This is a genomic window from Flavitalea sp. (assembly GCF_035489435.1).
In the GTDB taxonomy this organism is placed as follows: domain Bacteria; phylum Bacteroidota; class Bacteroidia; order Chitinophagales; family Chitinophagaceae; genus DATHKG01.
The window spans coordinates 1-21,645 of record NZ_DATHKG010000158.1 but is presented as its reverse complement, the minus strand read 5'-3'; the positions used below and the strand labels follow the sequence as shown (position 1 = coordinate 21,645).

The following is a 21,645-nucleotide window of genomic DNA, read 5'->3' as shown; positions in this document are numbered from 1 at the left end:
TTGTGAATGTAGTATATGCTTCAGACAATATCTTTCGAACCAGGCACAGATAAAGATCTGCTTGATTCATATAGTGAAACGGTCAGTGCTGCATCCGGGCATGCTTCAGATGCGGTGGTTCATATAATAGTTGAAAAACAGGTTAAAAACCGTCAAACGGGGCAAAAGTCTGCCGCATCGGGCAGCGGCACTGGCTTTATCATCAGTAGTGATGGTTATATAGTTACCAATAATCATGTTATTGAAAATGCCACTACTATTAAAGTTATTTTAACAAGTGGCACCGAAGTGATAGCACAGCTTACCGGCAGGGATCCAAGTACTGACCTGGCCGTTATCAAGATCCATGAATTTGGTTTGAAGAGTCTCCGTTTCGCCGATAGTAAACAATTAAAACCAGGCCAGATTGCTATTGCTATCGGTAATCCAATGGGACTCCAGTTTACAGTAACAGCGGGCGTTGTAAGCGCACTTGGTAGAACCCTCAGGGCATCCAACGGAAAACTTATTGATGATATTATCCAGACAGATGCTGCTCTTAATCCTGGTAACAGTGGTGGTCCATTATTGAACAGTGCCGGTTTAGTAATAGGAGTTAACACGGCTATAATTAACGGCGGACAGGGGCTTTGTTTCGCGGTAAGCAGCAATCTTGCAGCTTATGTTGCAGGAAAACTAATAATGGAAGGTAAAGTCCGTCGTGCTTTTCTGGGTATAGCCGGAAACACCATAAACCTTACAGAAAGAATGATTTCTTCTAACCGGCTATCAGTCAAAACAGGTATTTATGTCAGCGAGGTAGTGACAGATGCGCCGGCAATAAATGAAGCTATACATGTCGGGGACATCATTGTGTCTTTTAATGATCAGCCCGTTGCCGGCATAGACGAACTTCATGGTAAACTCAAAGCTGAAATGATTGGAGAATATGTTCAACTGAGTGTTTTGAGGAACGGATATAAAACGGATCTTACTGTTATGCCAGGGGAATCACAGTAATCTTTAAAGGTTATTCCAGGACAATCAATGTAATTCTCTTAAGATTTCAAATTCATTTAAGATTTTCTCTTGCAAAAGGCTTGATTTTGAAAACTCATATCCTGAGGTTATCGCTTTTTTGAAGCAAACAAAACGAAGCCGTATTTGTTATTAGTAAACCACCAACCAAAATACTCAATATAATTTTTATCAAATGTTGAAAATTCCGATATCTGTACTCGAACTGGCAATCGTAACCGAAGGTGGCAATGCAGCTACTGCTATTGCGGGAACAGTTGAAGTCGCGAAACGGGCAGAATCCCTGGGTTATACAAGAATCTGGATGGCCGAACATCATAATATGGAACATATTGCCAGTTCTGCTACCGCCATTCTTATTGGTCATGTGGCTGGTAAAACGAACCATATCCGTGTGGGTTCAGGCGGTATTATGTTGCCCAATCATACACCTTTGGCTATCGCGGAACAGTTTGGCACCCTTGAAACCATATATAACGGAAGAATTGACCTGGGGCTTGGAAGAGCACCCGGTACAGATCAGGCTACTGCTGCAGCGTTGCGTCGTAACAACATGAATTCAACTTACAATTTTCCCACAGATATCAGGGAGCTTCAAACATATTTCAGTACGCGCAACAGTAGTTCCAGGGTACGTGCCTTTCCGGGTGAGGGATTGAGCCTTCCAATCTGGATACTTGGCTCGAGTACTGATAGTGCACATCTCGCAGCCCAGATGGGTCTGCCTTATGCATTTGCCGCCCATTTTGCACCGGCACAGTTCAGGCAGGCAATTAACATTTACCGCCAGGAATTCCGCCCTTCACCACAATTGGATAAACCATATGTGTTGGCTTGTGTAAATGTAATGGCTGCCGATACGGATGAAGAAGCTGAATTTCTTTCGACCAGTCTATACCGGATGTTTATGGGTATTCTTACCAATACCCGAAGTCCTTTGCAACCTCCGGCGCCTTTGGGTCCGGAGTTCTACACTCCTGATGTTAAATATGCTGTTGACAGCATGACTTCCTGCACATTCACAGGGAACGAAGAAACATTAAGGCAAAAACTTTCGGTTTTCATAGCTGAAACCGGTATAGATGAATTGATGGTTACCAGCCATGTGTATGACCCCGCCGCGAAACTCAAATCTTTCTCCATATTGAAAAACGCAATGACGATTAAGGAATACGAGTCAAATACGGTGATCTGATAACAAATACAGTGATCTGATAAACAATGCAGACTTTGACCCAGGCCATAAATTAATTAAGGCCAATTGAGGCAATTTTGATGGATTTTGTTTTGTTATCTGTCCAGGCGATGAACAGTTCAGATCCGCTTTTTGCTATTTGCGGAAAACCACTTGACCTTGCTTCCGAAGATTGAGCTACGATTATTGTTGCGTCTCTCGTTCCATCATCATGCACTTTTGCAAGCTTAATCGTTGAACCCTCCATCCATGAAACCATCGCCGTTGCACTATCAAGCAAAACCATATCAACCCGGCCAAGTGCCTTTGATTCACTAACCTTTACTGGCGCCTTGAAACTTTGACCACCGTTATTTGAAAAGGCAAACTTTACCACACCAATACCATTTTCCACTGTGAACCAGGCTACTCCAAGATTGTTGTCTATTGCTTCAGCCCGTGGACCGTTAACAGGACAGCCTTCGATCTTCCAATTATCAGCATATATGAGGGCCAGTTTTGACCATTCACCGTTTACCATTCGCACAAGACTCATATCCCTGATTTCAGCATCTGATCTATCCCGATATATGATTATAGGGCCTTCCTTACCCATACTTATGCTTGTCTGGCAACAATCACAAACCCTGTTATCCAGTTCCCATTCCTTTTCCTTTTGTCCATACTTGTCAATTAGTGCGGCACGAAGGCTCATTTGACCATGATGTCCTTCATGTCCGGATGAAGAAATTTCAGCTGTGTTCCGGCCATCCAGCCATGACACGAAATATTTCTCATCATATGGAACTACCGACAAAAAACCATGTTCTGCTTTCTTTCCATCCTCGTTTAATAACTTTGGTTTAGTCCAGGTTTTGCCCAGGTCTGCTGATATAACATATCTCACATCATAAGTATAGGCACCGGAATCACTTTTTTCAAGAAACATTGCCATTAGGTGATTGTTGCCGTTACTTGCTATAACGGGATAATCTGCCCAGTTTACAAACCAGTTAACCCCTTCAGCAATGGAAACGGCTTTTGTCCATCCATTATCATGAAAAGTGGAAAATCTCAACTGGTAAGCATTACCTTTTTTTTCGATCCATGAGAGGTATACAAGGCCATTTTTATCTGTAACAAGATAGGGCTCGCCACAGGAATCCGTAGCTGGTGACTGCAGGATTTTTATTGCTTTTGGGGGTTTGGTTTTTTCATTCTTGCTGCCGTCATTGCATCCGGTTAGAAAAATAAATACACAGATGCCTGAAAAAATCTTATTGATCATTAATGCTGATTATAAGGTATTTAAAATTATTTTCTTTGTGATGTCCAATAATACATTTGAGATGTCCAATAATACAAATGTCGATTGTTATAAGATGGAAAGTACATCATTTTAACTGTCTGCAAAGTCAGACGCAAAATCGAATATTATGCAGGAATACATGTTAATTTTCAGGCACGAAGACGGGACGAAAGATGCTTCTCCCGAGCAAATCCAGGAATGGATGAAACAAACTATGGATTGGATAGGAGGCATAGCAGCCCGGAATAAGTTCAGCTATGGGAATGGCTTACCATTCGATGACAGCCGGGTTGTCTGGCATAACAATGTAGTCACGAATGGTGCTTTTGGTGATATCAAAGAAACAATTGGCGGATACATAGTTGTTAAAGCAGACTCAATAGACGAAGCCGTCGAGTTTGCCAAAGGTTCACCGGTTTTACAAGGTGAAGGCAACAGCGTGGAAGTCAGAAAAATCGCAAAAGGCGACGGAATTCATTAATGGATAACTACCACTGTACTTTAATAGTGCAGTGGTTTTTTTTATGTTGAAAACGGAAATTATACCAGGACTATTCAAAACTGAATTCAGCAAAATTTGCTCAGTACTTTGTAAATACCTGGGCATTCAGCACCTTGATGCAGCTGAAGATATCGCCAGCGAAACATTTTTATCGGCGCTCGAAACCTGGCCATATAAAGGTATTCCTGAAAACCCGACAGCATGGCTGTATACAGTTGCAAAAAACAAGGCCCGCAACTTCATGATCCGGAAAAATCTTTTCAATTCAAAAATTGCGGGTGAATTATCAGCGACGATCCGGAATGAACAACAAATGGAACCAGATCTTTCCATAACAAACATTGCTGACAGCCAGCTCCAGATGTTATTTGCCGTTTGTGATCCCTCGATATCATTTGAATCCCAGATTGGCCTGGCACTGAGAATACTTTGTGGATTTGGTATTGACGAAATAGCCTGCAGTGGCAATCGATGAAGCCACCAAACTAGGCCTGGAAGGAAACAGGTTCTATCATGCGTTACTTGGCGAATTATATACTGGCAATGACAACTCCGTGGCCAGGGAACAATTTCAAAAAGCAATAAATCTCACCAACGCTTTTGCAGAAAGGGAATCACTTCAAAGAAAATCAGAACAACTTTAGTATTCAATGAAGTCTTATCATGCAAATAAGTCATAGCATGTATATAAGTCTTAGCCTATATATGCGGTCTTAGCATCCAATGAATTCTCAGCATTCAAATAAATTCTACGCATCCATCGAAGTTTTTAATCCACATGAAATATATGTCGTTTTTTTCCAATTTACAGCCCTTTTGCTTTGATACCTTTCGCTAAAATAATCAAAATGCAAAACGAAAAGGATATATTTTTTCAGAATTGTCTTGCCTGGGACCGGGCTATGGAAAAAAATAACGCTGAAGAGATTGGAAGTTATATGGCTAATGACTGGATCTGCGTTGCCACTGATGGTGGCATAACCTCCAAAGCAGCATTTCTTTCAGAAATAGATTCGGGCAATTTATCACATACTAAAATGAGCAGTGATGAACACGAAATCCGGTTATACGATCAAACAGCAATCCTCATAAGTAAAGGCATCAGCAGTGGAACCTACAAAGGCGAAGCTTTCACATTTTACGAATGGTCCACATCGGTATTTGTATTAAAAGACTCCCAATGGTTATGCGTAGTCACAATGCTCACACCTTCAAGAGAATTATTAGCAAAAGAAATATGAATTATGAGTGATGAGTTGTGAAATTCATCACTAACTCATAACTCATAACTCATAACTCATAACTTCTTAACGGTTTTTTCCCTAAATTGAGTTCCCATGAATGCTACCTTATCCAGGAAACGCTGGTACCAACTCATACCGGTTGTATTTATAACTTACAGTCTCGCTTATCTCGATCGCGCCAACTTTTCTTTTGGTGTAGCCGGTGGTATGGCAAAGGATCTTCAGATTACCGCTGCCACTTCATCATTGTTAGGTTCGCTGTTTTTTCTTGGTTATTTTTTTTTCCAGATTCCAGGAGCTCATTACGCAGCTAAACGTAGCGCGAAAAAACTTGTATTCTGGTCACTGTTATTCTGGGGTTCGCTCGCCGCAGCTACTGGTATTGTCAGCAATGTAAGCTGGCTTATTGTTATTCGCTTTATGCTCGGGGTAGTTGAAAGTGCGGTGATGCCGGCTATGCTTATATTCTTAAGCAGGTGGTTCACTAAATCCGAGCGGTCAAGAGCAAACGCTTTCCTGATTCTTGGAAATCCAGTGACTATATTGTGGATGTCGATTCTTTCAGGTTACCTCCTTAACTCATTCGGATGGAGATGGATGTTTATTATCCAGGGGATTCCTGCAATCATCTGGGCATTTTTATGGTGGATGCTTGTGGAAGATCAACCCCGTGATGTGAAATGGCTGACCTCCCCTGAAAAAGAAGCACTTGAAACAGCGCTGGCCAATGAGCAACAGGGTATCAAACCGGTGAAGAATTATATAGCAGTATTCAAATCCCGTGCGGTTATTTTATTGTCATTACAATATGCATGCTGGAGTATCGGAGTCTATGGCTTTGTTATGTGGTTGCCATCGATCATTAAATCAGCGCCGGATATTGATATAATAACTACTGGCTGGTACTCCTCATTGCCATATGTATTTGCAGTTATCGGTATGCTGACTGCATCCTATTTTTCAGATAAAACTTTAAACAGGAAAATATTCGTGTGGCCATTCCTGTTGGTTGCTTCCTTAGCATTTTATACATCTTATCTAATTGGCCCGGGAAATTTCTGGTTATCGTTCACTTTGCTGATCATAGCCGGTACGGCAATGTACGCGCCATATGGTCCTTTTTTTGCCATTATCCCCGAAATCCTTCCCCAGAATGTAGCAGGGGTTGCCATGGCGCTAATAAACAGTTTTGGGGCCCTAGGATCCTTTGCCGGTGCTTATATTGTAGGGAGACTAAATGCTGACACCGGGGGTTATGGTGCATCTTATATTTTTATGTCTGTGGCACTCCTGATATCGGCATTGATAACGCTTGTCGCTGTGAAAAACAAACAATAGCATCATTGAGAAGCAATCGTATTATTGGACAGGCAATAGAATCATTTTGATTTAACTGCCTTCAGAAGTTCCTTTACCAATCCATCAAGTTTCCTGCTGTCGATCCAGCGAACCACCATCACCAGTTCATTCTCCGGATCAACATAAATAATATTCGCACCGTTGCCTAAATGAATAAAGGCAGTAGCAGGCGCAGAAGGCATCAGTTTTTTATCCAGGTTGAGATACCAGTTCATAAATCCGTACCCGGCTTTTCCAGGAGTAGGGGTGAGGGCTAGCTTTATCCAATCACGGCTGATCAGCTGTTTGCCTCTCCAGTTTCCCATATGCATAGTTAGCAGTCCAAACCTTGCCAAATCATAGGCATTGATAAGCATGCCACCGCCCCAATGACCTCCGCCACTGACACTTTGAATTGCATGTCCATCCAACACTATCCATGCGTTGCGATAACCAGTCCATCTCCAGGAATTAGAAGCACCAATAGGATCCATTATCTTTTCTTTAAGTACTTCGGGTAAGGATCTCCGCCATACGCTGGTTGCTGCCAATGCGAGCGCATTAACGCGTACATCATTGTATTCCCATACTGAACCGCTTTTATGACGCGGCCTGTTTTTCCAGTCAACCTGGCTGCTGTCTGGCCGGTCCGCCCATTCAGGCTTACCCCACAAAGTGCCTTCCCAATCACTCGTTTGCCTGAGCATATCATTCCAGGTGATTGTACGATTATGGATAGTAGAAAACGGATTCAATAATTCAGAGACTATTCCCGCGTTTGAACCGGTTGCGTTTGTACCGGTATTAAGTATTTCAATCGGCGGTACATAAGAAGCCACGGTATCCTGCACATTCCTGATCAATCCACTGTCTATTGCAAGACCGACAACAGTACTCAGGAAACTTTTGGTAACACTGTGCGTCATGTCACATCTCAGTGGCTCACCCCAGGATTTAATAATAAAACCCTTGTAAACGATGATACCTGTTGGTTCACCGCGATCAGGCATCGGGCCAATTATTTCTCCAAACGGTTCCTTTCCAAATGTTGCAGCCTGGTCGTTTCTGAGAATGCGCGGGTTTTTGGATTCGTTTAAAATGGCATAAGCTACAGTGGAGTCTAAGGCGGCAGGGTTAAGTCCCATTGACGCAGGAGTTCTGATATCCCAACTACCGGCTGGTGGAAAGTATAAGGAAGCTTTTGAAATTACACTCTGCTGACCCGTGACCGTGTCTTCAAAAAAGATAAAAAAGAATATTGCCAATAAAGTTTTAATTGCTGGCGACTGAAATGATTTACTCAACTTATAGTTATTTTATTACAGCAAGTTAATACATTCAATACGAGCAAATGTTTCAATCAACCTTGTATCAATCCGGGGATCTCAGAGAATCTATCGGGTTTACTATTGCTGCTTTCATCGATTGGTAAGCTACCGTGATCAGGGCAATAGTCGTTGCAGTTAAACCAACGGCCACAAACATCCATCCTGTGATTTCAATACGATACTCATAATCCTTTAACCAGCCATTCATCAGCCACCAGCCAAAAGGCATGGCAATTAACATTGAAATGATGATCATTCCAATAAAGTCCAGCGCGAGCTTCCCTGCAATATTAGAAGCATTTGCGCCCAGGATCTTCCTTATTCCAATTTCTTTAGTGCGGTTTGCTGCATTAATGCCAGATAATCCGAACAAGCCCATACATGCTATAATAATAGCAAACACGCAACTGCCCTGCACCAATTTCTGCCAGCGTTTATCTGCTTCATACATTCGCGCTATGGTGTCGTCAAGGAATGTGAATTCGAATGGCAGATTATTGCTGAATGTTGCCCACTCTTTTTTTATCTTATTGATTGCTGCCTGCATTTGTCCAGCCTGCACCTTGAAGAGGAAATTCCGGGCATATCGCCTGGTTAAGATATGCTGCCTTGGTTCAATTTTCTTTGCCAGGCTTTCAAAATGGTAATCTTCAACAACACCAATAATTGTTGACCTGATGTCTTCATTATAAACTCCGATCTTCGCATTTTTACCCAGCATATTGAATAGGGTTTCATTAATCACAGAAGCGCTTATATCAGATGAAGTATCTGATGTCATTGTTCTTTGAAATGACCGGCCTTTTAAAATTTTAAGATCAAGCATTTCAAAAAAGTCATAGTCCACCGACAGCTGCTTCAACCATTTCTGCTCACCATTCAACATAAATCCATTGGTACTGCCAATACCATCCATACCACCATTCATAACAGTATACTGCCGGATAATCGGCTCCCGGGTTACCCAGGTTTCGAATCTTTCCCGGATTTTTTTTGTGAACTCCATATCAAAACCCTGGTTTTTAACAATCAGGATTTGCTCTTTATCAAAACCCAGGTCCTTATTGAAAATATAATTCATTTGCTTTGTAATCACATATGCAGCCATCATCAATACTATACAACATGAGTATTGAACGATAATCATGAGCCTGGAAAATGCAGGGCTTATTTTGAAGGTTTGGGAACTCTTTACTATACTGATAGGTTTGAGGGCTGATATAACGCGTGCCGGGTAGTAACCAGCTATAAAACCGAGTAATGCAGACAGGATGACCAGTGCCACGATAACTTCGCCAAAGGAAAAATTTTTCAATGAAATAGAACTTCCTGTAAGATTGTTGTAAAAAGGTAACATAAGCCATGCAAGGCAAAATCCCATGGTTACTGAAAGCAAGACTATAATTTGTGTTTCGATCCAGAATTGAAACACAACAGATCTTTTATCAGCCCCCATAATTTTTCTTACACCAACTTCCCTGGACCTTGAAGCTGCATTTGCTACAGTCAATAATATATAATTAATGGAAGCAAGTAATAGGATAATAATAACCAGGCAAGCGAGTTGATACAGGTTTTTCGCATTCGTATAATGCCCCCATGGCGATGAAACATTATAATGTGCTTTTGCCAGCGGCCTGAGGAACCACCGCAAAGTCTGGGGATCAAACCCATCCATTCTTGTTTTCTTGTCTGAAAAGAAAGGCTCTGTGAAATAACTTTTCACCCATTTGTTCATTTTGGTTTCAAAAATTGAAGCATTCACATTGTCTTTCAATTCAACCAGCATCAGATGGTGTAACCAGTTGAATCTTTGTTTAGAATACTCTTCATAATTTGCTGCTGCATCCAGGGGCAGGATGAAACTATATTTTATACTCGAATTTTGCGGTGCATCTTCTACGATTCCGGAGACTTTAAAAACCGCGGAATCCAAATCCGTGATAGTAATTGTTTGTCCAATCGGATTTGCGTCACCGAAATATTTTGCGGCCAGGGTTTCAGATAGCACTATGTTATTCTTGTTATTTAGAACCGTTTGAGGATCGCCGTAGATCATTTTAAACGACAACGATTGAAAAAACTGTTGCCCGACAAACAGGCTGTTATCTTCCTTAAAAATTTTATTGTTAACCTGTACAAAGGAAGGTCCTTCACTTTTCATTGGAATTACATTCTCAACTTCGGGAAAATTTCTTTTCAGATCTTCAGCTGTAACTAGTGGGAAATTGAGTTGATTTTTTAAATCATCATCTTTAGTAAGAAACGAAAGCAGGTGTGGCTTTTGTTCTTTTCCGGCATGATTCCAAAATTCGGTCATCTCAAGCCTGTACAAACGGTCTTTTTTTTCATGAAAGATGTCATACGATTGTTCGTGCCGGATATGAAAATACAAAAGCAGGCAGAATGCTACAGATAAGGATAGTCCAACGATGTTAATGATAGTGAAGATTTTATGTTTTCGAAGACTGCGAAAACCTGCCTTCAGATAATTCTTAAACATTGAAAAAGTTTTGGTTGGTAAAACAGATCTGATTTCCTGCCTTTCGGAAGGCTATTAAATTAAGCAAAACTTGAGTATGCATAACCTGGCTTAAGCATTTTTTAATATGGCGGGCATGTTTTTCGTAACATTTGGTCGGATCCGACTTGCCTTGGCGTATTTATTGCCGCCGGATATTTCAAAGATTTGTATGAAAACATGGGAACAACAGGTTATTGTTATAACCGGCGCATCCAGCGGTACCGGTAGAGCAATTGCAACGAAACTGGCTTCAAAGCAACCTATCCTGGTGCTCGCTGCCCGGCGCGAACATGCATTGGAAGAAGTAGCTGCAGAATGCCGGGAATCCGGTGCCTCTGTTCAAATCATGGTCACAGACACCCGTAATGCGAATGATGTTCAGCACCTGGCAAAGGTTGCCGCCGAAATAACCGGAAGCATTGATGTGTGGATAAATAACGCAGGGGTTCTGGCAGCCGGAGCATTAGAAGATGTGCCACCTGCAGTGAATGAACAGGTTATTCTTACTAATTTGGTTGGTTATATTAATGGCGCTCACGAGGTAATACCATATTTCAAACAACAGGGCTATGGGATTCTTTTCAACAATATTTCAGTGGGTGGCTGGTTCCCTACGCCTTATGCAGCAGCATATTCTGCCAGTAAATTTGGATTGAGGGGGTATTCCGAATCCCTGAAGGGAGAATTGAGTCACTACCCTGATATCCATGTAGTAGACCTGTATCCGGCCTTCCTGGATACGCCAGGTATTCAACACGCCGCGAATTATACAGGTAAAGTCATTAAACCGGCAGCTCCTGTCTATGATCCTATAAAAGTTGCGGAGGCGATAATTAAGCTTATCGAGAACCCAAAATCAAGAAAAACTATTGGTGCTGCAGCGGGTTTTCTAAAACTCGCTTATGCGCTATTTCCAAAATTAAGCCGAAACATAACAGCCAGTGTCATCCGCAAATATGTTCAGAAAGCAGAACCTATAAGGCATACTGCCGGTAATACTATTCTGCCCCTTGAATTCGGTACCAGCATTCATGGGGGCTGGGATAAAAAAATCAACCCAAGCAAAACTGTTATAGCAGCGGCAGTATTAGCCGCGGTTACTGCCGGCTTAATATCCTATAACCGGAGTACTTCTGCCAGATAGATTCATTGTTCAGTTTTACGGTCCCCGAGTTTCCAGTTATCCGGTTTCCCGTGCTCATTTCTTTTTTTACCTATTGGTATTACCTGTGTAGATTGCTGATTATTCTTTTTGTTCAGGAACTCCTGCACCTCCTGTGAGTAACGGCTGAGCTGCACGATATTAAAATACTTAAGGTCACGGTAAACACCATTTGCTTTCATCTCATATTGGTTCCAAAGTTTGTCAATCGGTTCTTCTTCTAAAACACGGACAGCGGAGATTGATTTGCCACCAGATGGCACAATTGTAATAAGATAAAAAGCAGTTTTCATGACTTAAATTGAATGCTAAAATATTTAGTATTCCTTAACCAGCAAAATAATGTTTACCTTAAAACCAAATTCTATTTAAAATGCGTCTCCCTATCCAAGAAGCCAATGATTTTCTTAACGCCAATAAAGACCTGCTGGAAGAAATGAATCGTTATTATGTTGAGAGGAGACAAGCTCAAGATGAGGTAAATGAAGGTGACGAAAAAGTGATGAATCAATATCACAGGCTTAAGACATATATACTCGAAAAAAAGATGGGGCTGTTAACCGGGAAATAAATAAAAGCCTGATTACCCCTGGTTGTCTTCAAATTTCAAGTGACAAAGTCATCTGTTCATCTTCAAGTGATAAAAAACTGTGTCAACTTTCATAAATACAAATCTGTAATATTTTTTTCAATCCATAACTCATCTCAGTTATCATTTACCTGCCTGGCATTATTTTTTTGTATAAAAGAAAATGCTGAATCGGTAAAAAATCACCTTTGATAACCGGTTCAAAACCATGGGCACGCATTTCCTTATCTACCTGCGCCATGGTCATCTTATGTACCGCTTTAATGGGAACCTTGGGGTCTTCACCACGATATTCTATCAATAAAATCTTTCCTGTTGGCTTGAGACTTTTGCTAACAGAACGAATAACTTCTTTAGGCCAGGCAAGTTCATGGTAAACATCAACCATAATCGCAAGATCAACCTTGTTATCAGGTAGATTTACATTGGCAGTATCCCCCTTTACTACTTCAACGTTTGGTGTTTTCAGTTCTTTTTTGCGTGCATTTAGATATTTTATCAATTCATCCTGTAGTTCAACAGCATATACTTTTCCATCGGGCACTTCCGCTGCGATCCTGAAAGTATAATAACCAGTTCCCGCGCCGATATCAGCTACTACATCCCCGGGTTTTAATTGCATTTTGGAGATCGCCAATGCCGTATTTTCTTCCAGTTGTCTTTCCGGCCTTTCAAGCCAATCTGCTCCTGTAGCACTCATTACCCGGGCAATTTCTCTTCCGAGAAAATACTTGCCTGTTCCGTCCTGGGTTGCTGTACGATAAATATAGGTAGTGTCAGTAGCTGCATTGCTAACCTTGCCCGTTGATGGCTGACTGTTCACGGTGGCGGACATATATAAGAGCGCAACTATGAGGGAGATTTTCATACAAACTTATTACACAATTTAGCTACATTTTGTTTAGGGATTGAAATGGAGCTATTATCGAAAATTCAGAGAAAAGCTTGAATTGTGTATGTTTGGAAAAAGAAGAAATGATATTACGCATGACTTTTGTATCTACCTACCTGGTTATGATTTTCATGACGGCTGTGGCCCAAAATAAAAATGATACCGTCTATGCTCTGAGACCTGACAGGGTTTTTGATGGCGAAGAAATGCATGAGGGATGGCAGGTGCTGGTAAAACACAACCTGATTGTGGCGGTCGGGCCCGTAAAAGATTTACCAAAAGGTGTAACAATTTTATTGCTGAAAGGAACCACTATTTTACCTGGACTTATAGAAGGACACAGTCATCTTTTTTTACATCCGTATAATGAAGTTACCTGGGACGAACAGGTACTGAATGAATCCCGTGCAGAACGAACTGCAAGAGCAGTTAATCATGCCCGCGCTACATTGATGGCAGGTTTCACAACCGTTCGCGATCTTGGAACAGAAGGTGCAGGCTATGACGATGTTGGACTTAAAATAGCCATTGAAAAAGGCATAGTTCCTGGTCCGCGTATGTTGATTGCTACCAGGGCCATAGTAGCGACTGGCAGCTATGGACCTAAATCTGGCGTGGCGGAAATCGATTTTCCAAGAGGAGCAGCAGAAGCAGGAGGAATGGAAGCACTCAGCAATGAGGTACGATATCAGATCGGCAAAGGGGCGGATCTTATCAAGATCTATGCGGATTACCGCTGGGGTCTCAACAAACAGGCTGCACCTACTTTTACCCAGGCGGAATTAACCCATGCGGTCGAACTAACGGCCTCGGGTGGCCGAAAGGTTGTGGTTCATGCCTCTACAGAAGAAGCGATGCACAGAGCGGTGATGGCGGGAGTTTCAACCATCGAGCACGGTGACGCAGGTACACCGGAAATATTTGCCCTGATGAAATTGAAGGGCGTTGCATTATGCCCCACACTGTCTGCCGGTGATGCTGTTGAACAATACAAAGGCTGGAATAAATCTGCCGGGAAAGAGCCGATAAGAATTATCGAAAAACGTAAGAGCTTTGCAGCTGCCCTTGCTGCGGGTGTAACCATTTGTATGGGCGGCGATGTTGGCGTTTATGCCCACGGTGATAATGCAAGAGAAATGGAGATGATGGTTGACTATGGAATGAAACCGATTGATGTGCTGAAGTCTGCCACTTCGGTGAATGCTGACGTATTTGGTATTTCCCGGGAAGTTGGAAGGCTAAGACCTGGCCTCGTAGCTGATATAATTGCAGTAGATGGCAACCCTTCAGTATCTATCAGTGATGTTCGCAAGATAAGATTGATAATCAAAGACGGGAAAAGAGTTATGAGTTATGAGTGATGAGTTATGAGTGAGTGATGAATGAGTTTATGAGTGGAACACAGTGAATCATAACTCTTAACTAAAAACCTAATCTCTCCACTCATCACTCATAACTATATTAACTACATTAACATATGAAAAAAATAACGCGGGTCTGGCACGGGAGAACGAATGCTATTCATGCCGATGAATATCTTCATTACGTGGAGGCAACCGGTATGAAAGAATATAGAAAAATTCCGGGTAACTTGTCGGCAAGGATACTAAGAAGGATAGATGGTGAAATTTGTCACTTTCTGACTGTGACTGAATGGGATTCTTATGATAGTATCAAGGCTTTTGCGGGAGAGGAGTACCAGAAAGCGAAATATTATCCGGAGGATAAATTGTATTTACTTGAGTTTGAAGATAAGGTTGTCCATTACGAAACATTCGAATATTGATCGGTTGGGGTGTATTTTCTATATCTTTAAGAACAATAACCGGGAAACAATGAAACACTTTTTAATTATTATTTTTCTTGTCAGCTTTTGTTTTTGTGCCACATCAAAGAAGACCAGCAAGCAGGATGGCTGGATCTCTTTGTTTGATGGTAAATCACTTTCGGGTTGGAAGATTAATGAACACGATTCGACATTTTCAATCGAAAACGGAGCCATCAAAGTTAATGGCCTTATCTCACATATATTTTATGATGGGCCCGTTATGAACCATATGTTTAAAAATTTTGAATTTAAGGCCCGGGTTATGACTACGCCCGGTTCGAATTCAGGTATATACTTTCATACCGCTTTTAAGCCGAAAGGGTTCCCGTCAAAAGGTTACGAAGTTCAGGTTAATAATTCACACACCGACTGGAGGAGAACAGGAAGTCTTTACGCAGTCCAGGATGTAAGAAAGTTATATGTAAAAGACGATGAATGGTATACTGAATACATCAAAGTACAGGGTAAAAGGATAACGATAAAGATAAATGACTCCACAGTGGTTGATTATACCGAACCAGAAGGAATTGAAAATACGAAGGGGAGAGCAGAAAAACGTATTGGCACCGGAACTTTTGCTTTACAGGGCCATGATCCTAAAAGCAAAGTGTTCTATAAAGACATATACGTAAAACCACTGCCTGACTAATGATATTGCCCAGGAATTAATTATAAATTTATACTTCAACCAAAACTTTTCATACTTCAACCAAAACTTTCATACTTCAACTAAAACTTTTTATACTTCAACTAAAATTGTAATTACCGGTAACCCTGGGCCTGCAACTGAAACAGTTCTGCATACCGACCATCTTTCTCCAAAAGTTCTTCATGGGTACCGGATTCAATCAACTGTCCCTTTTCTAGAACCAATATCCGGTCTGCCATCCGGACAGTTGAAAAGCGATGAGATATCAGCACAGCCGACTTGCCCTTAGTGAGCTCTGCAAAACGCTGAAACACTTCATATTCGGCCCTGGCATCCAATGCGCTGGTGGGTTCATCCAATATCAGTAATTGTGCATCTTTCATATAAGCTCTCGCAAGAGCTATTTTCTGCCATTCGCCACCTGATAACTCGACGCCATTATTGAAACGACGGCCAAGCGCCTGGTCATATTGTGCAGGTAGTTTGAGGGCAAGCAAATCTGCCAGACTTTTTTCGGCCGCAGTTTTAATAAGCGGGCGATTTTTTTCTTCGGCTATATTACCCACCGCGATATTCTGAGCAAAGGTCATCTGGTATCGCAGATAGTCCTGGAAAATGATACCCATGTTTAACCGAAGATCTTTAAGATCATATTCCTTTAAATCAATTCCATCCAACAATATGCGTCCTTCTACCGGATCATAAAGCCTGGCAAGCAATTTTACAAGCGTGGTTTTGCCCGCGCCATTCTCACCAACCAGCGCAAGTTTTTCATTGGGATGAAGTGTGAAATTCAGATGCCGGTTAGCCCAGCGATCAGTATGAATATAACGGAAACCGACATTCTCAAATCGAAACCCTTGTCTTATGGGTTTTGGAAATGGAAGAGGATTAACGGACACCTTAATTTTGGGCTCTATCTCAAAGAAATCAAAAAAGTCACGCAAATAAATGGCTCCCTGTGACACACTTGTAAACCTGTTGAGTATACCTTCAAGCAAACCCCTGAGTTGTCTGAAAGAACCTGCCAGGAAAGTGAGATCCCCAATAGATATCTGACCCTGGGCTGTTTTCAGAATCATGATAACATAAGCAGCATAGTAACCCATACTGCCAATGACAGCAAACACGGTTCCCCATAAGGATCGTTTTATTGTCAGTTTTTTATTATCGTTATAAAATTTGTCGGAAAGGGTTTTAAACCTGTCAACCAGGAATGCTGATAGATTGAAGATTTTAACTTCCTTGGCTGTTTCATCGCTTGCACCAAGATATCGTACATAATCCAGTTCCCGCCGCTCCGGTGTTTGACCCCGGCTTAGCGCGTAACTGCGGTCGTTGAAATATGATTCACCCAAAAAAGCAGGAACAATTGCAATGATAAGTAGCAGAATCAGCCATGGATTGAATGTCATTAACCCTGCGGCAAGAAAAGCCATTGTGATAAAATCCTGCACCTGTGTTAAAACCTGTGACAACAGGACTGTTCTTCCAACGGTTTGTTGTCTTGCGCGTTCCAGTTTATCATAAAATTCAGAATCTTCGAACTGGTCAAGATCGAGAGTCGCGGCATGTTCCATGATGGTTATCGAGGTATGATTGGAAAACTGAACACCCAGCAAACTGTCAACCAGCGATATAGCCCTGCTCAAAGCATCCGAAAGTATTGCCAGGCCGAATTCTGTCGCCACGAGTTCCCATAGATAAGTATTGAAGATGCCGGGTTTTGCTGTACTTGATAGGACAACTTCATCTATGATAAGTTTTCCAACATAAAGTATGGCTACAGGCATTGCGGATTTTGCAATTCTGAGCAATGCGTTGGCGATAGTGAGCCAACGATTGGTTTGCCATACAAGGGCAAAAAAACGTGGAAGATTTTTTAAGGCAGCGAATTTTTCCTTGATTGAAGGCCTGTCAGTAATTGCATTTTTTGATCTCCGCTCATGGGGTATTCCCGACTTCATCATTTGGCAAAATTAAGCAAACCGTGGCTCGGTTAATTCATTCACCATCTTCTTTAATAAAACAGCATTTTCAAAGGCCGAACCAATCGTGTTATTGAAATATGCGTAGACATCCTTACCAGTCTTCATCCACTTAAGAATTTGTTTTGCCCGCTGAGCCAGGAACTCTTCTGTGTACGAATCCCGGTAATCCCCTTTAGGGCCATGAAACCGCAGATATACAAACGCCGGATCTGTGAGGTGTTCGGTTACTCTTGAAGCGGGTATATCATGAATAACCATTGCTGCATCGTATTCGTTCAACAACTCGTAAATTTCACGAAAGTACCAGCTGTTGTGTCTGAATTCAACCGCTATGCGCCATTTTTCTCCAGGGTCTGATAAACGCACATAATTTAATATTTCAAAAACCCTGGTTGAATCATCGGCTTTAATGCTTGCCGGAAATTGTATTAATAAACATCCACGGTTTTTATTAAGTTGATCAGCAGCCATCAGGAAATTCTCTATTGCTGCTGGTTGGTAGATTAATTTATTATGTGTGACCCCTTTCCATAATTTAACAGTAAATGTAAAATTTTGTGATACTTCGGTGGTCCATCTTTCAAAAGTACGGGGGAGTGGAACCTTATAAAAGCTGCTGTTTACTTCCAGGCTGTTGAATAATGTTGAATAGTAATGAAGCCTGCTTTTGTTCCTGAACGGTTCGGGAAAACTCTGCCTGTTTCCCGGGACAACGACATTGCTCGTACCGATATGTAGTTTACCTATGCGCGGCTTTCTTGCCATCAATAATGCGGATTTGACCTGGTTAGTTATAAAGTCTGTGTTCTTTCTATTTATGAAGTCAGGGTTCTTTCTATTAATAAAGTCAGCGTACTTTTCTATTTATAATGTCAGTGTTCCTTCTATTGAATCATCCAATGTTTTCCCTATTGCTGCACCTATAAGCATTTTGATACCTGCAACAGCATTACCATGTTTGGTATCCCAGTAATAACCATCGTTGGGGACTACTTTGATTACAGAGATCCTGGGATCCTCTTTTCCTTCGGTAAACCAGGTTTTCAAAACCGGTTCCCATAACTCATCGATCTTATTTTTATCTGTGGAAATAGTTGCGTTTCCTGAAAGAAAAAGAAAATCCGAATGGGCTGAGCCCTGGAAAAAAAGCCTTACAGAGGAATCGTGGGTAATCTCCTTGTTTTTATAACTATCGGTTGCGCTAAGAAACCAAATATTTCCCGAATCATCTACCTGCTGTACACTCATGGGTCTGACACCATCTGAAGGTCCGGTACCATTCCCTGTGCAAAAGAAGCAGCTCTTTGCATTATCTGCAAGTTCTTTCAATTTTGATATGGCTGCTTTTGAGCCGAGATCATCTCGGTTGTCTTCAATCTGTTGCTTGTTGATGCTATCCATTTTCTTAATGATTAACTGATTAAGATTTCATTGTTAGAAATGGTTCAACAAGTGTGCCTCGCCACTTATTGAACCTTTGTATTAAAAACTCCCCAGAAAGCTAATCAGTATTGCAGCGAATATTATTATTTGGTTTCACTCTTTATTTCATCCCGGATAGTCCGGGCTCTCGCAGAAGATAAATAAATCTGGAAGCCGACAGAAATATTCAGATCATTGGAAGTTGGCTTAGTCCCGAATCCGATTATTCCATTGTATTTCAATAATGCCTCCAGGCCTATGTTAGGGGTGATAAAATAGGCGATACCGGGTCCTATTCCAAGACCAAGGCCATTGGTGTTGTCACCGACAGCCGGATTATCTCCGTTGATACCCACTGTACCTTCTGCAAACAAACGGGTATGTTTAATGAGATCAACTGATTCGCCCCCGAGATAATATCGGGCAAGTGCACCAACGCCATACTGAACGCTGGTCCCTTCACCTTTTGCGGTGGACAGCCCGGTGAGGAGGTATCCTCCAATAGCTACATTATCCTTGATAAACCAGGCAATTTTAGGACGAATCAGGAAGGAGAAATTGCCGCCCGCGTCAAGACTAAGATTGACGTTGGCCAGGTCGGCGCCAATAAGGGCATTCCCGCGCTGAATCTGGGCTTCAGCCGAAAAACATAAAACAATCAAAAGGGAATTGAGGCAGATAAAAACTTTTTTCATACATTTCTTTTTATGGTATTTTCCATAACCATAAATATTGTGCCTCCACACCGTAAAAACTAAAAGTTCAAGAACATATCTCATCTCCGAAAATTCAACCGGTAAGATCAATAAAATTGACCTAGAAAAACGTTTTCGTTAGTGGTGTTCCCAACCCGCAGCGTTTATCCAACGATAATTTCGGCGAAGTAACCTGGCTAAATACCTGACAGGATTGCCAGCCTTGCTTTGGGACAAAATACGGGTTGGTAAAATCTGATCTTTCCATTACTTTAATGTTTCATTTACATTAAAGGTTAGCATTGATATGGAAAAGATAGAACACATCAATTACATAAAAGTACCAGCGGCAGTAATATATGAGGCGTTAACAACCCAGGATGGTTTGGGGAAGGTCTGGACCAATAAACTTATTGTTAAACCTCAGCTCAACTTTATAAATGAATTTGATTTCGACGATAACTACGGAACAAAGATGAAAGTTGTCGAATTATCAGAGTATAAAAAAATTGTCTGGGAATGTGTTGAATCAGATCCGGAATGGATTGGAACCGGTATCTCTTTTGAATTAGAGGAGAAAAACAATGTTACAACTATAGTGTTAAAACATTATGGATGGAGAAAGCTAACCGAATTTTACCGTTGGTGCAATTATAACTGGGCGATGTTCTTGCTAAGCCTGAAAAATTATTGCGAAAGTGGAAAAGGTGAGGTATACCAGGAAAGGACATTCTGAGGATGCTGTCCGGGCTTTCATTTTCTGAAAATGATTACCTCCAGTTTTCGACGGATTTCAAATCCAAGTGACTCGTATAAGGAAACAGCCGCTTTGTTGTCTATTTTAACATGAAGCATTGGTTTGCGATCCTCACCTCGAATAATCTTCAATTGGTGGAGCAACAACCTGCGCGCATAACCATGCCCCTGGTGATCAGGATGCGTACATACAGCGCTTATTTCTGAATATTCATGTACCTGTAAACGTTGCCCGGCCATCGCAACCAGTTGATCACCCGAAAATATTCCAAAAAAATTTCCGAATTCTATTGTTCGTTCATTGAATGGTCCCGGATTGGTCAGCCTGGTCAGGTTCAACATTTCCGGTATATCCTTATTAGTGAGTTTAACTATCTTATCATCTGTATCATCTGTATCATCAGTATCATCGGAACCGATCTGAGTAATATGGCCAGTATCAATCATCTGGTATATCTCCAGGCCAGGCAATAATTGCCATGGTGCAGGCACTTCAATATGATAAGGTATAAAAGTTGCGCGCACGCTTCCCTGGGGCAGCATATCATATAATAATCTAAATTCTTCCGCCTCAAAGCCCCTGAAACCGGCAAAAGTGGTAACCAGGGCCGGGAAATATTTTACGCTTTCATTGCCTGAAGCAAAATGTTTATTACCTGTATTCAGGCCTTCCCAAATGGGATTATCCAAAATGTGATTCATTAATTTTCGGTTTGACAGCATTTGACCAACAAAATTAGTTAATAGAACCTGATTTCGCTTTAGTGACATTGTGCATGTTAACTGCGGAGATAGTTACCTTTGTTCATTCCGGTCTCTGCTGTTGTCTCCGATCGGCTTTTTTAGGAATGCTTGTAGCGCTGATTGCCTTATTGGTTATATGTTGACGTTGCGCGTTCATGGCGTTCACTCGGTTCTTCACTCCGCCGGATGGGCCTTTTGGTTGGTTTGATTTGCCACTGTGATTCCTGGTTAATACCATTGTTCATGCCGGTGGCTGCTGTTGTCTCCGATCGGCTTTTTGTTCCCTGATCGGCTTTTTTAGGTATTCATGTTGTGCTAGGGGTTGTTTGGCCCTGATCGGCTTCAGTAACTCCGAACAGGTCTCATGTATGAGAATGGTTTCTGCAAATGTGTAAATTTAAGTTGAAGCTTCTTTCATAAACACATTAAAACAGAAACCATGAAACAAAGTAAAACTTTAGATTTTAGCGGTACAACTATA

23 protein-coding genes are annotated in these 21,645 nt (G+C 41.5%); 13 read left to right on the top strand and 10 right to left on the bottom strand.

Annotated features, from left to right (window positions below):
• The first annotated feature begins 15 nt into the window (after window positions 1-15).
• Window positions 16-999: a S1C family serine protease gene (locus tag VK664_RS24325; protein ID WP_461401320.1), complete on the top strand. Its 984-nt coding sequence runs from the start codon at window positions 16-18 to the stop codon at window positions 997-999.
• A 193-nt stretch (window positions 1,000-1,192) separates the two neighbouring features.
• Complete coding sequence (locus tag VK664_RS24320) at window positions 1,193-2,212, top strand: LLM class flavin-dependent oxidoreductase (RefSeq protein ID WP_461401319.1); 1,020 nt, start codon at window positions 1,193-1,195, stop codon at window positions 2,210-2,212.
• Window positions 2,213-2,264: 52 nt separating this feature from the next.
• On the opposite strand, the gene VK664_RS24315 is transcribed toward VK664_RS24320, so the two are convergent.
• Window positions 2,265-3,479 carry a sialidase family protein gene (locus tag VK664_RS24315; RefSeq protein WP_461401318.1) on the bottom strand — a complete coding sequence of 405 codons (1,215 nt, stop codon included), beginning with the start codon at window positions 3,477-3,479 and terminating at the stop codon, window positions 2,265-2,267.
• A 148-nt stretch (window positions 3,480-3,627) separates the two neighbouring features.
• Here VK664_RS24315 and VK664_RS24310 point away from each other — a divergent pair, with 148 nt between their 5' ends.
• From VK664_RS24310 to VK664_RS24290, 5 genes are all read left to right on the top strand, one after another.
• Window positions 3,628-3,981 (top strand): YciI family protein, encoded by a 354-nt coding sequence (locus VK664_RS24310; protein ID WP_461401317.1) that lies wholly within the window; start codon window positions 3,628-3,630, stop codon window positions 3,979-3,981.
• Window positions 3,982-4,024: 43 nt separating this feature from the next.
• Complete coding sequence (locus VK664_RS24305; RefSeq protein WP_461401316.1) at window positions 4,025-4,477, top strand: sigma factor; 453 nt, start codon at window positions 4,025-4,027, stop codon at window positions 4,475-4,477.
• The gene (locus VK664_RS24300; protein WP_461401315.1) at window positions 4,464-4,646 is read left to right on the top strand and encodes a hypothetical protein; all 183 of its coding nucleotides are present in this window, start codon (window positions 4,464-4,466) and stop codon (window positions 4,644-4,646) included. Before VK664_RS24305 ends, VK664_RS24300 begins: the two co-directional genes overlap by 14 nt.
• A 204-nt stretch (window positions 4,647-4,850) precedes the next feature.
• Window positions 4,851-5,243, top strand: a complete 393-nt coding sequence (locus VK664_RS24295) for a nuclear transport factor 2 family protein (RefSeq protein WP_461401314.1) — start codon at window positions 4,851-4,853, stop codon at window positions 5,241-5,243.
• Window positions 5,244-5,339: 96 nt separating this feature from the next.
• The gene (locus tag VK664_RS24290) at window positions 5,340-6,584 is read left to right on the top strand and encodes an MFS transporter (protein ID WP_461401313.1); all 1,245 of its coding nucleotides are present in this window, start codon (window positions 5,340-5,342) and stop codon (window positions 6,582-6,584) included.
• A 41-nt stretch (window positions 6,585-6,625) separates the two neighbouring features.
• Here the strand turns inward: VK664_RS24290 and VK664_RS24285 are convergent, their stop codons facing one another.
• Complete coding sequence (locus VK664_RS24285) at window positions 6,626-7,888, bottom strand: serine hydrolase domain-containing protein (protein WP_461401312.1); 1,263 nt, start codon at window positions 7,886-7,888, stop codon at window positions 6,626-6,628.
• 67 nt (window positions 7,889-7,955) lie between these two features.
• Window positions 7,956-10,415 carry an ABC transporter permease gene (locus VK664_RS24280; RefSeq protein WP_461401311.1) on the bottom strand — a complete coding sequence of 820 codons (2,460 nt, stop codon included), beginning with the start codon at window positions 10,413-10,415 and terminating at the stop codon, window positions 7,956-7,958.
• A 190-nt stretch (window positions 10,416-10,605) separates the two neighbouring features.
• On the opposite strand from VK664_RS24280, the gene VK664_RS24275 reads away from it, so the two are divergent.
• Window positions 10,606-11,580 carry an SDR family oxidoreductase gene (locus VK664_RS24275; protein WP_461401310.1) on the top strand — a complete coding sequence of 325 codons (975 nt, stop codon included), beginning with the start codon at window positions 10,606-10,608 and terminating at the stop codon, window positions 11,578-11,580.
• Window positions 11,581-11,582: 2 nt separating this feature from the next.
• Here VK664_RS24275 and VK664_RS24270 read toward each other — a convergent pair whose 3' ends face one another.
• Window positions 11,583-11,891, bottom strand: a complete 309-nt coding sequence (locus tag VK664_RS24270) for a hypothetical protein (RefSeq protein ID WP_461401309.1) — start codon at window positions 11,889-11,891, stop codon at window positions 11,583-11,585.
• Between the two features lie 80 nt (window positions 11,892-11,971).
• On the opposite strand from VK664_RS24270, the gene VK664_RS24265 reads away from it, so the two are divergent.
• A complete protein-coding gene (locus VK664_RS24265) occupies window positions 11,972-12,169 on the top strand; it encodes a hypothetical protein (protein WP_461401308.1) in 198 nt (65 codons plus the stop codon).
• A gap of 145 nt (window positions 12,170-12,314) precedes the next feature.
• Here the strand turns inward: VK664_RS24265 and VK664_RS24260 are convergent, their stop codons facing one another.
• The gene (locus VK664_RS24260) at window positions 12,315-13,055 is read right to left on the bottom strand and encodes a class I SAM-dependent methyltransferase (protein ID WP_461401307.1); all 741 of its coding nucleotides are present in this window, start codon (window positions 13,053-13,055) and stop codon (window positions 12,315-12,317) included.
• Between the two features lie 92 nt (window positions 13,056-13,147).
• On the opposite strand from VK664_RS24260, the gene VK664_RS24255 reads away from it, so the two are divergent.
• The 3 genes from VK664_RS24255 (at window position 13,148) to VK664_RS24245 (ending at window position 15,556) form a co-directional block, all read left to right on the top strand.
• Window positions 13,148-14,440, top strand: coding sequence for a metal-dependent hydrolase family protein (locus VK664_RS24255; protein WP_461401306.1), 1,293 nt, complete (start codon window positions 13,148-13,150; stop codon window positions 14,438-14,440).
• Window positions 14,441-14,556: 116 nt separating this feature from the next.
• Window positions 14,557-14,865, top strand: coding sequence for an antibiotic biosynthesis monooxygenase (locus VK664_RS24250; protein ID WP_461401305.1), 309 nt, complete (start codon window positions 14,557-14,559; stop codon window positions 14,863-14,865).
• A 49-nt stretch (window positions 14,866-14,914) separates the two neighbouring features.
• Window positions 14,915-15,556 (top strand): 3-keto-disaccharide hydrolase, encoded by a 642-nt coding sequence (locus VK664_RS24245; protein WP_461401304.1) that lies wholly within the window; start codon window positions 14,915-14,917, stop codon window positions 15,554-15,556.
• Window positions 15,557-15,669: 113 nt separating this feature from the next.
• Here VK664_RS24245 and VK664_RS24240 read toward each other — a convergent pair whose 3' ends face one another.
• From VK664_RS24240 to VK664_RS24225, 4 genes are all read right to left on the bottom strand, one after another.
• Entirely contained in the window at window positions 15,670-17,526 is a 1,857-nt protein-coding gene (locus VK664_RS24240; RefSeq protein ID WP_461401303.1) for an ABC transporter ATP-binding protein, read from the bottom strand.
• Between the two features lie 9 nt (window positions 17,527-17,535).
• Window positions 17,536-18,312, bottom strand: a complete 777-nt coding sequence (locus VK664_RS24235; RefSeq protein WP_461401302.1) for a DUF72 domain-containing protein — start codon at window positions 18,310-18,312, stop codon at window positions 17,536-17,538.
• Between the two features lie 99 nt (window positions 18,313-18,411).
• On the bottom strand, window positions 18,412-18,948 hold the full coding sequence (locus VK664_RS24230; RefSeq protein WP_461401301.1) for a pyridoxamine 5'-phosphate oxidase family protein: 537 nt from the start codon (window positions 18,946-18,948) through the stop codon (window positions 18,412-18,414).
• Between the two features lie 125 nt (window positions 18,949-19,073).
• On the bottom strand, window positions 19,074-19,664 hold the full coding sequence (locus tag VK664_RS24225) for an outer membrane beta-barrel protein (RefSeq protein ID WP_461401300.1): 591 nt from the start codon (window positions 19,662-19,664) through the stop codon (window positions 19,074-19,076).
• A gap of 307 nt (window positions 19,665-19,971) precedes the next feature.
• Between VK664_RS24225 and VK664_RS24220 the strand changes: the two genes are divergently transcribed.
• Complete coding sequence (locus tag VK664_RS24220; RefSeq protein ID WP_461401299.1) at window positions 19,972-20,400, top strand: SRPBCC family protein; 429 nt, start codon at window positions 19,972-19,974, stop codon at window positions 20,398-20,400.
• Window positions 20,401-20,417: 17 nt separating this feature from the next.
• Here VK664_RS24220 and VK664_RS24215 read toward each other — a convergent pair whose 3' ends face one another.
• Window positions 20,418-21,122 (bottom strand): GNAT family N-acetyltransferase, encoded by a 705-nt coding sequence (locus VK664_RS24215; protein ID WP_461401298.1) that lies wholly within the window; start codon window positions 21,120-21,122, stop codon window positions 20,418-20,420.
• Between the last annotated feature and the right edge of the window lie 523 nt (window positions 21,123-21,645).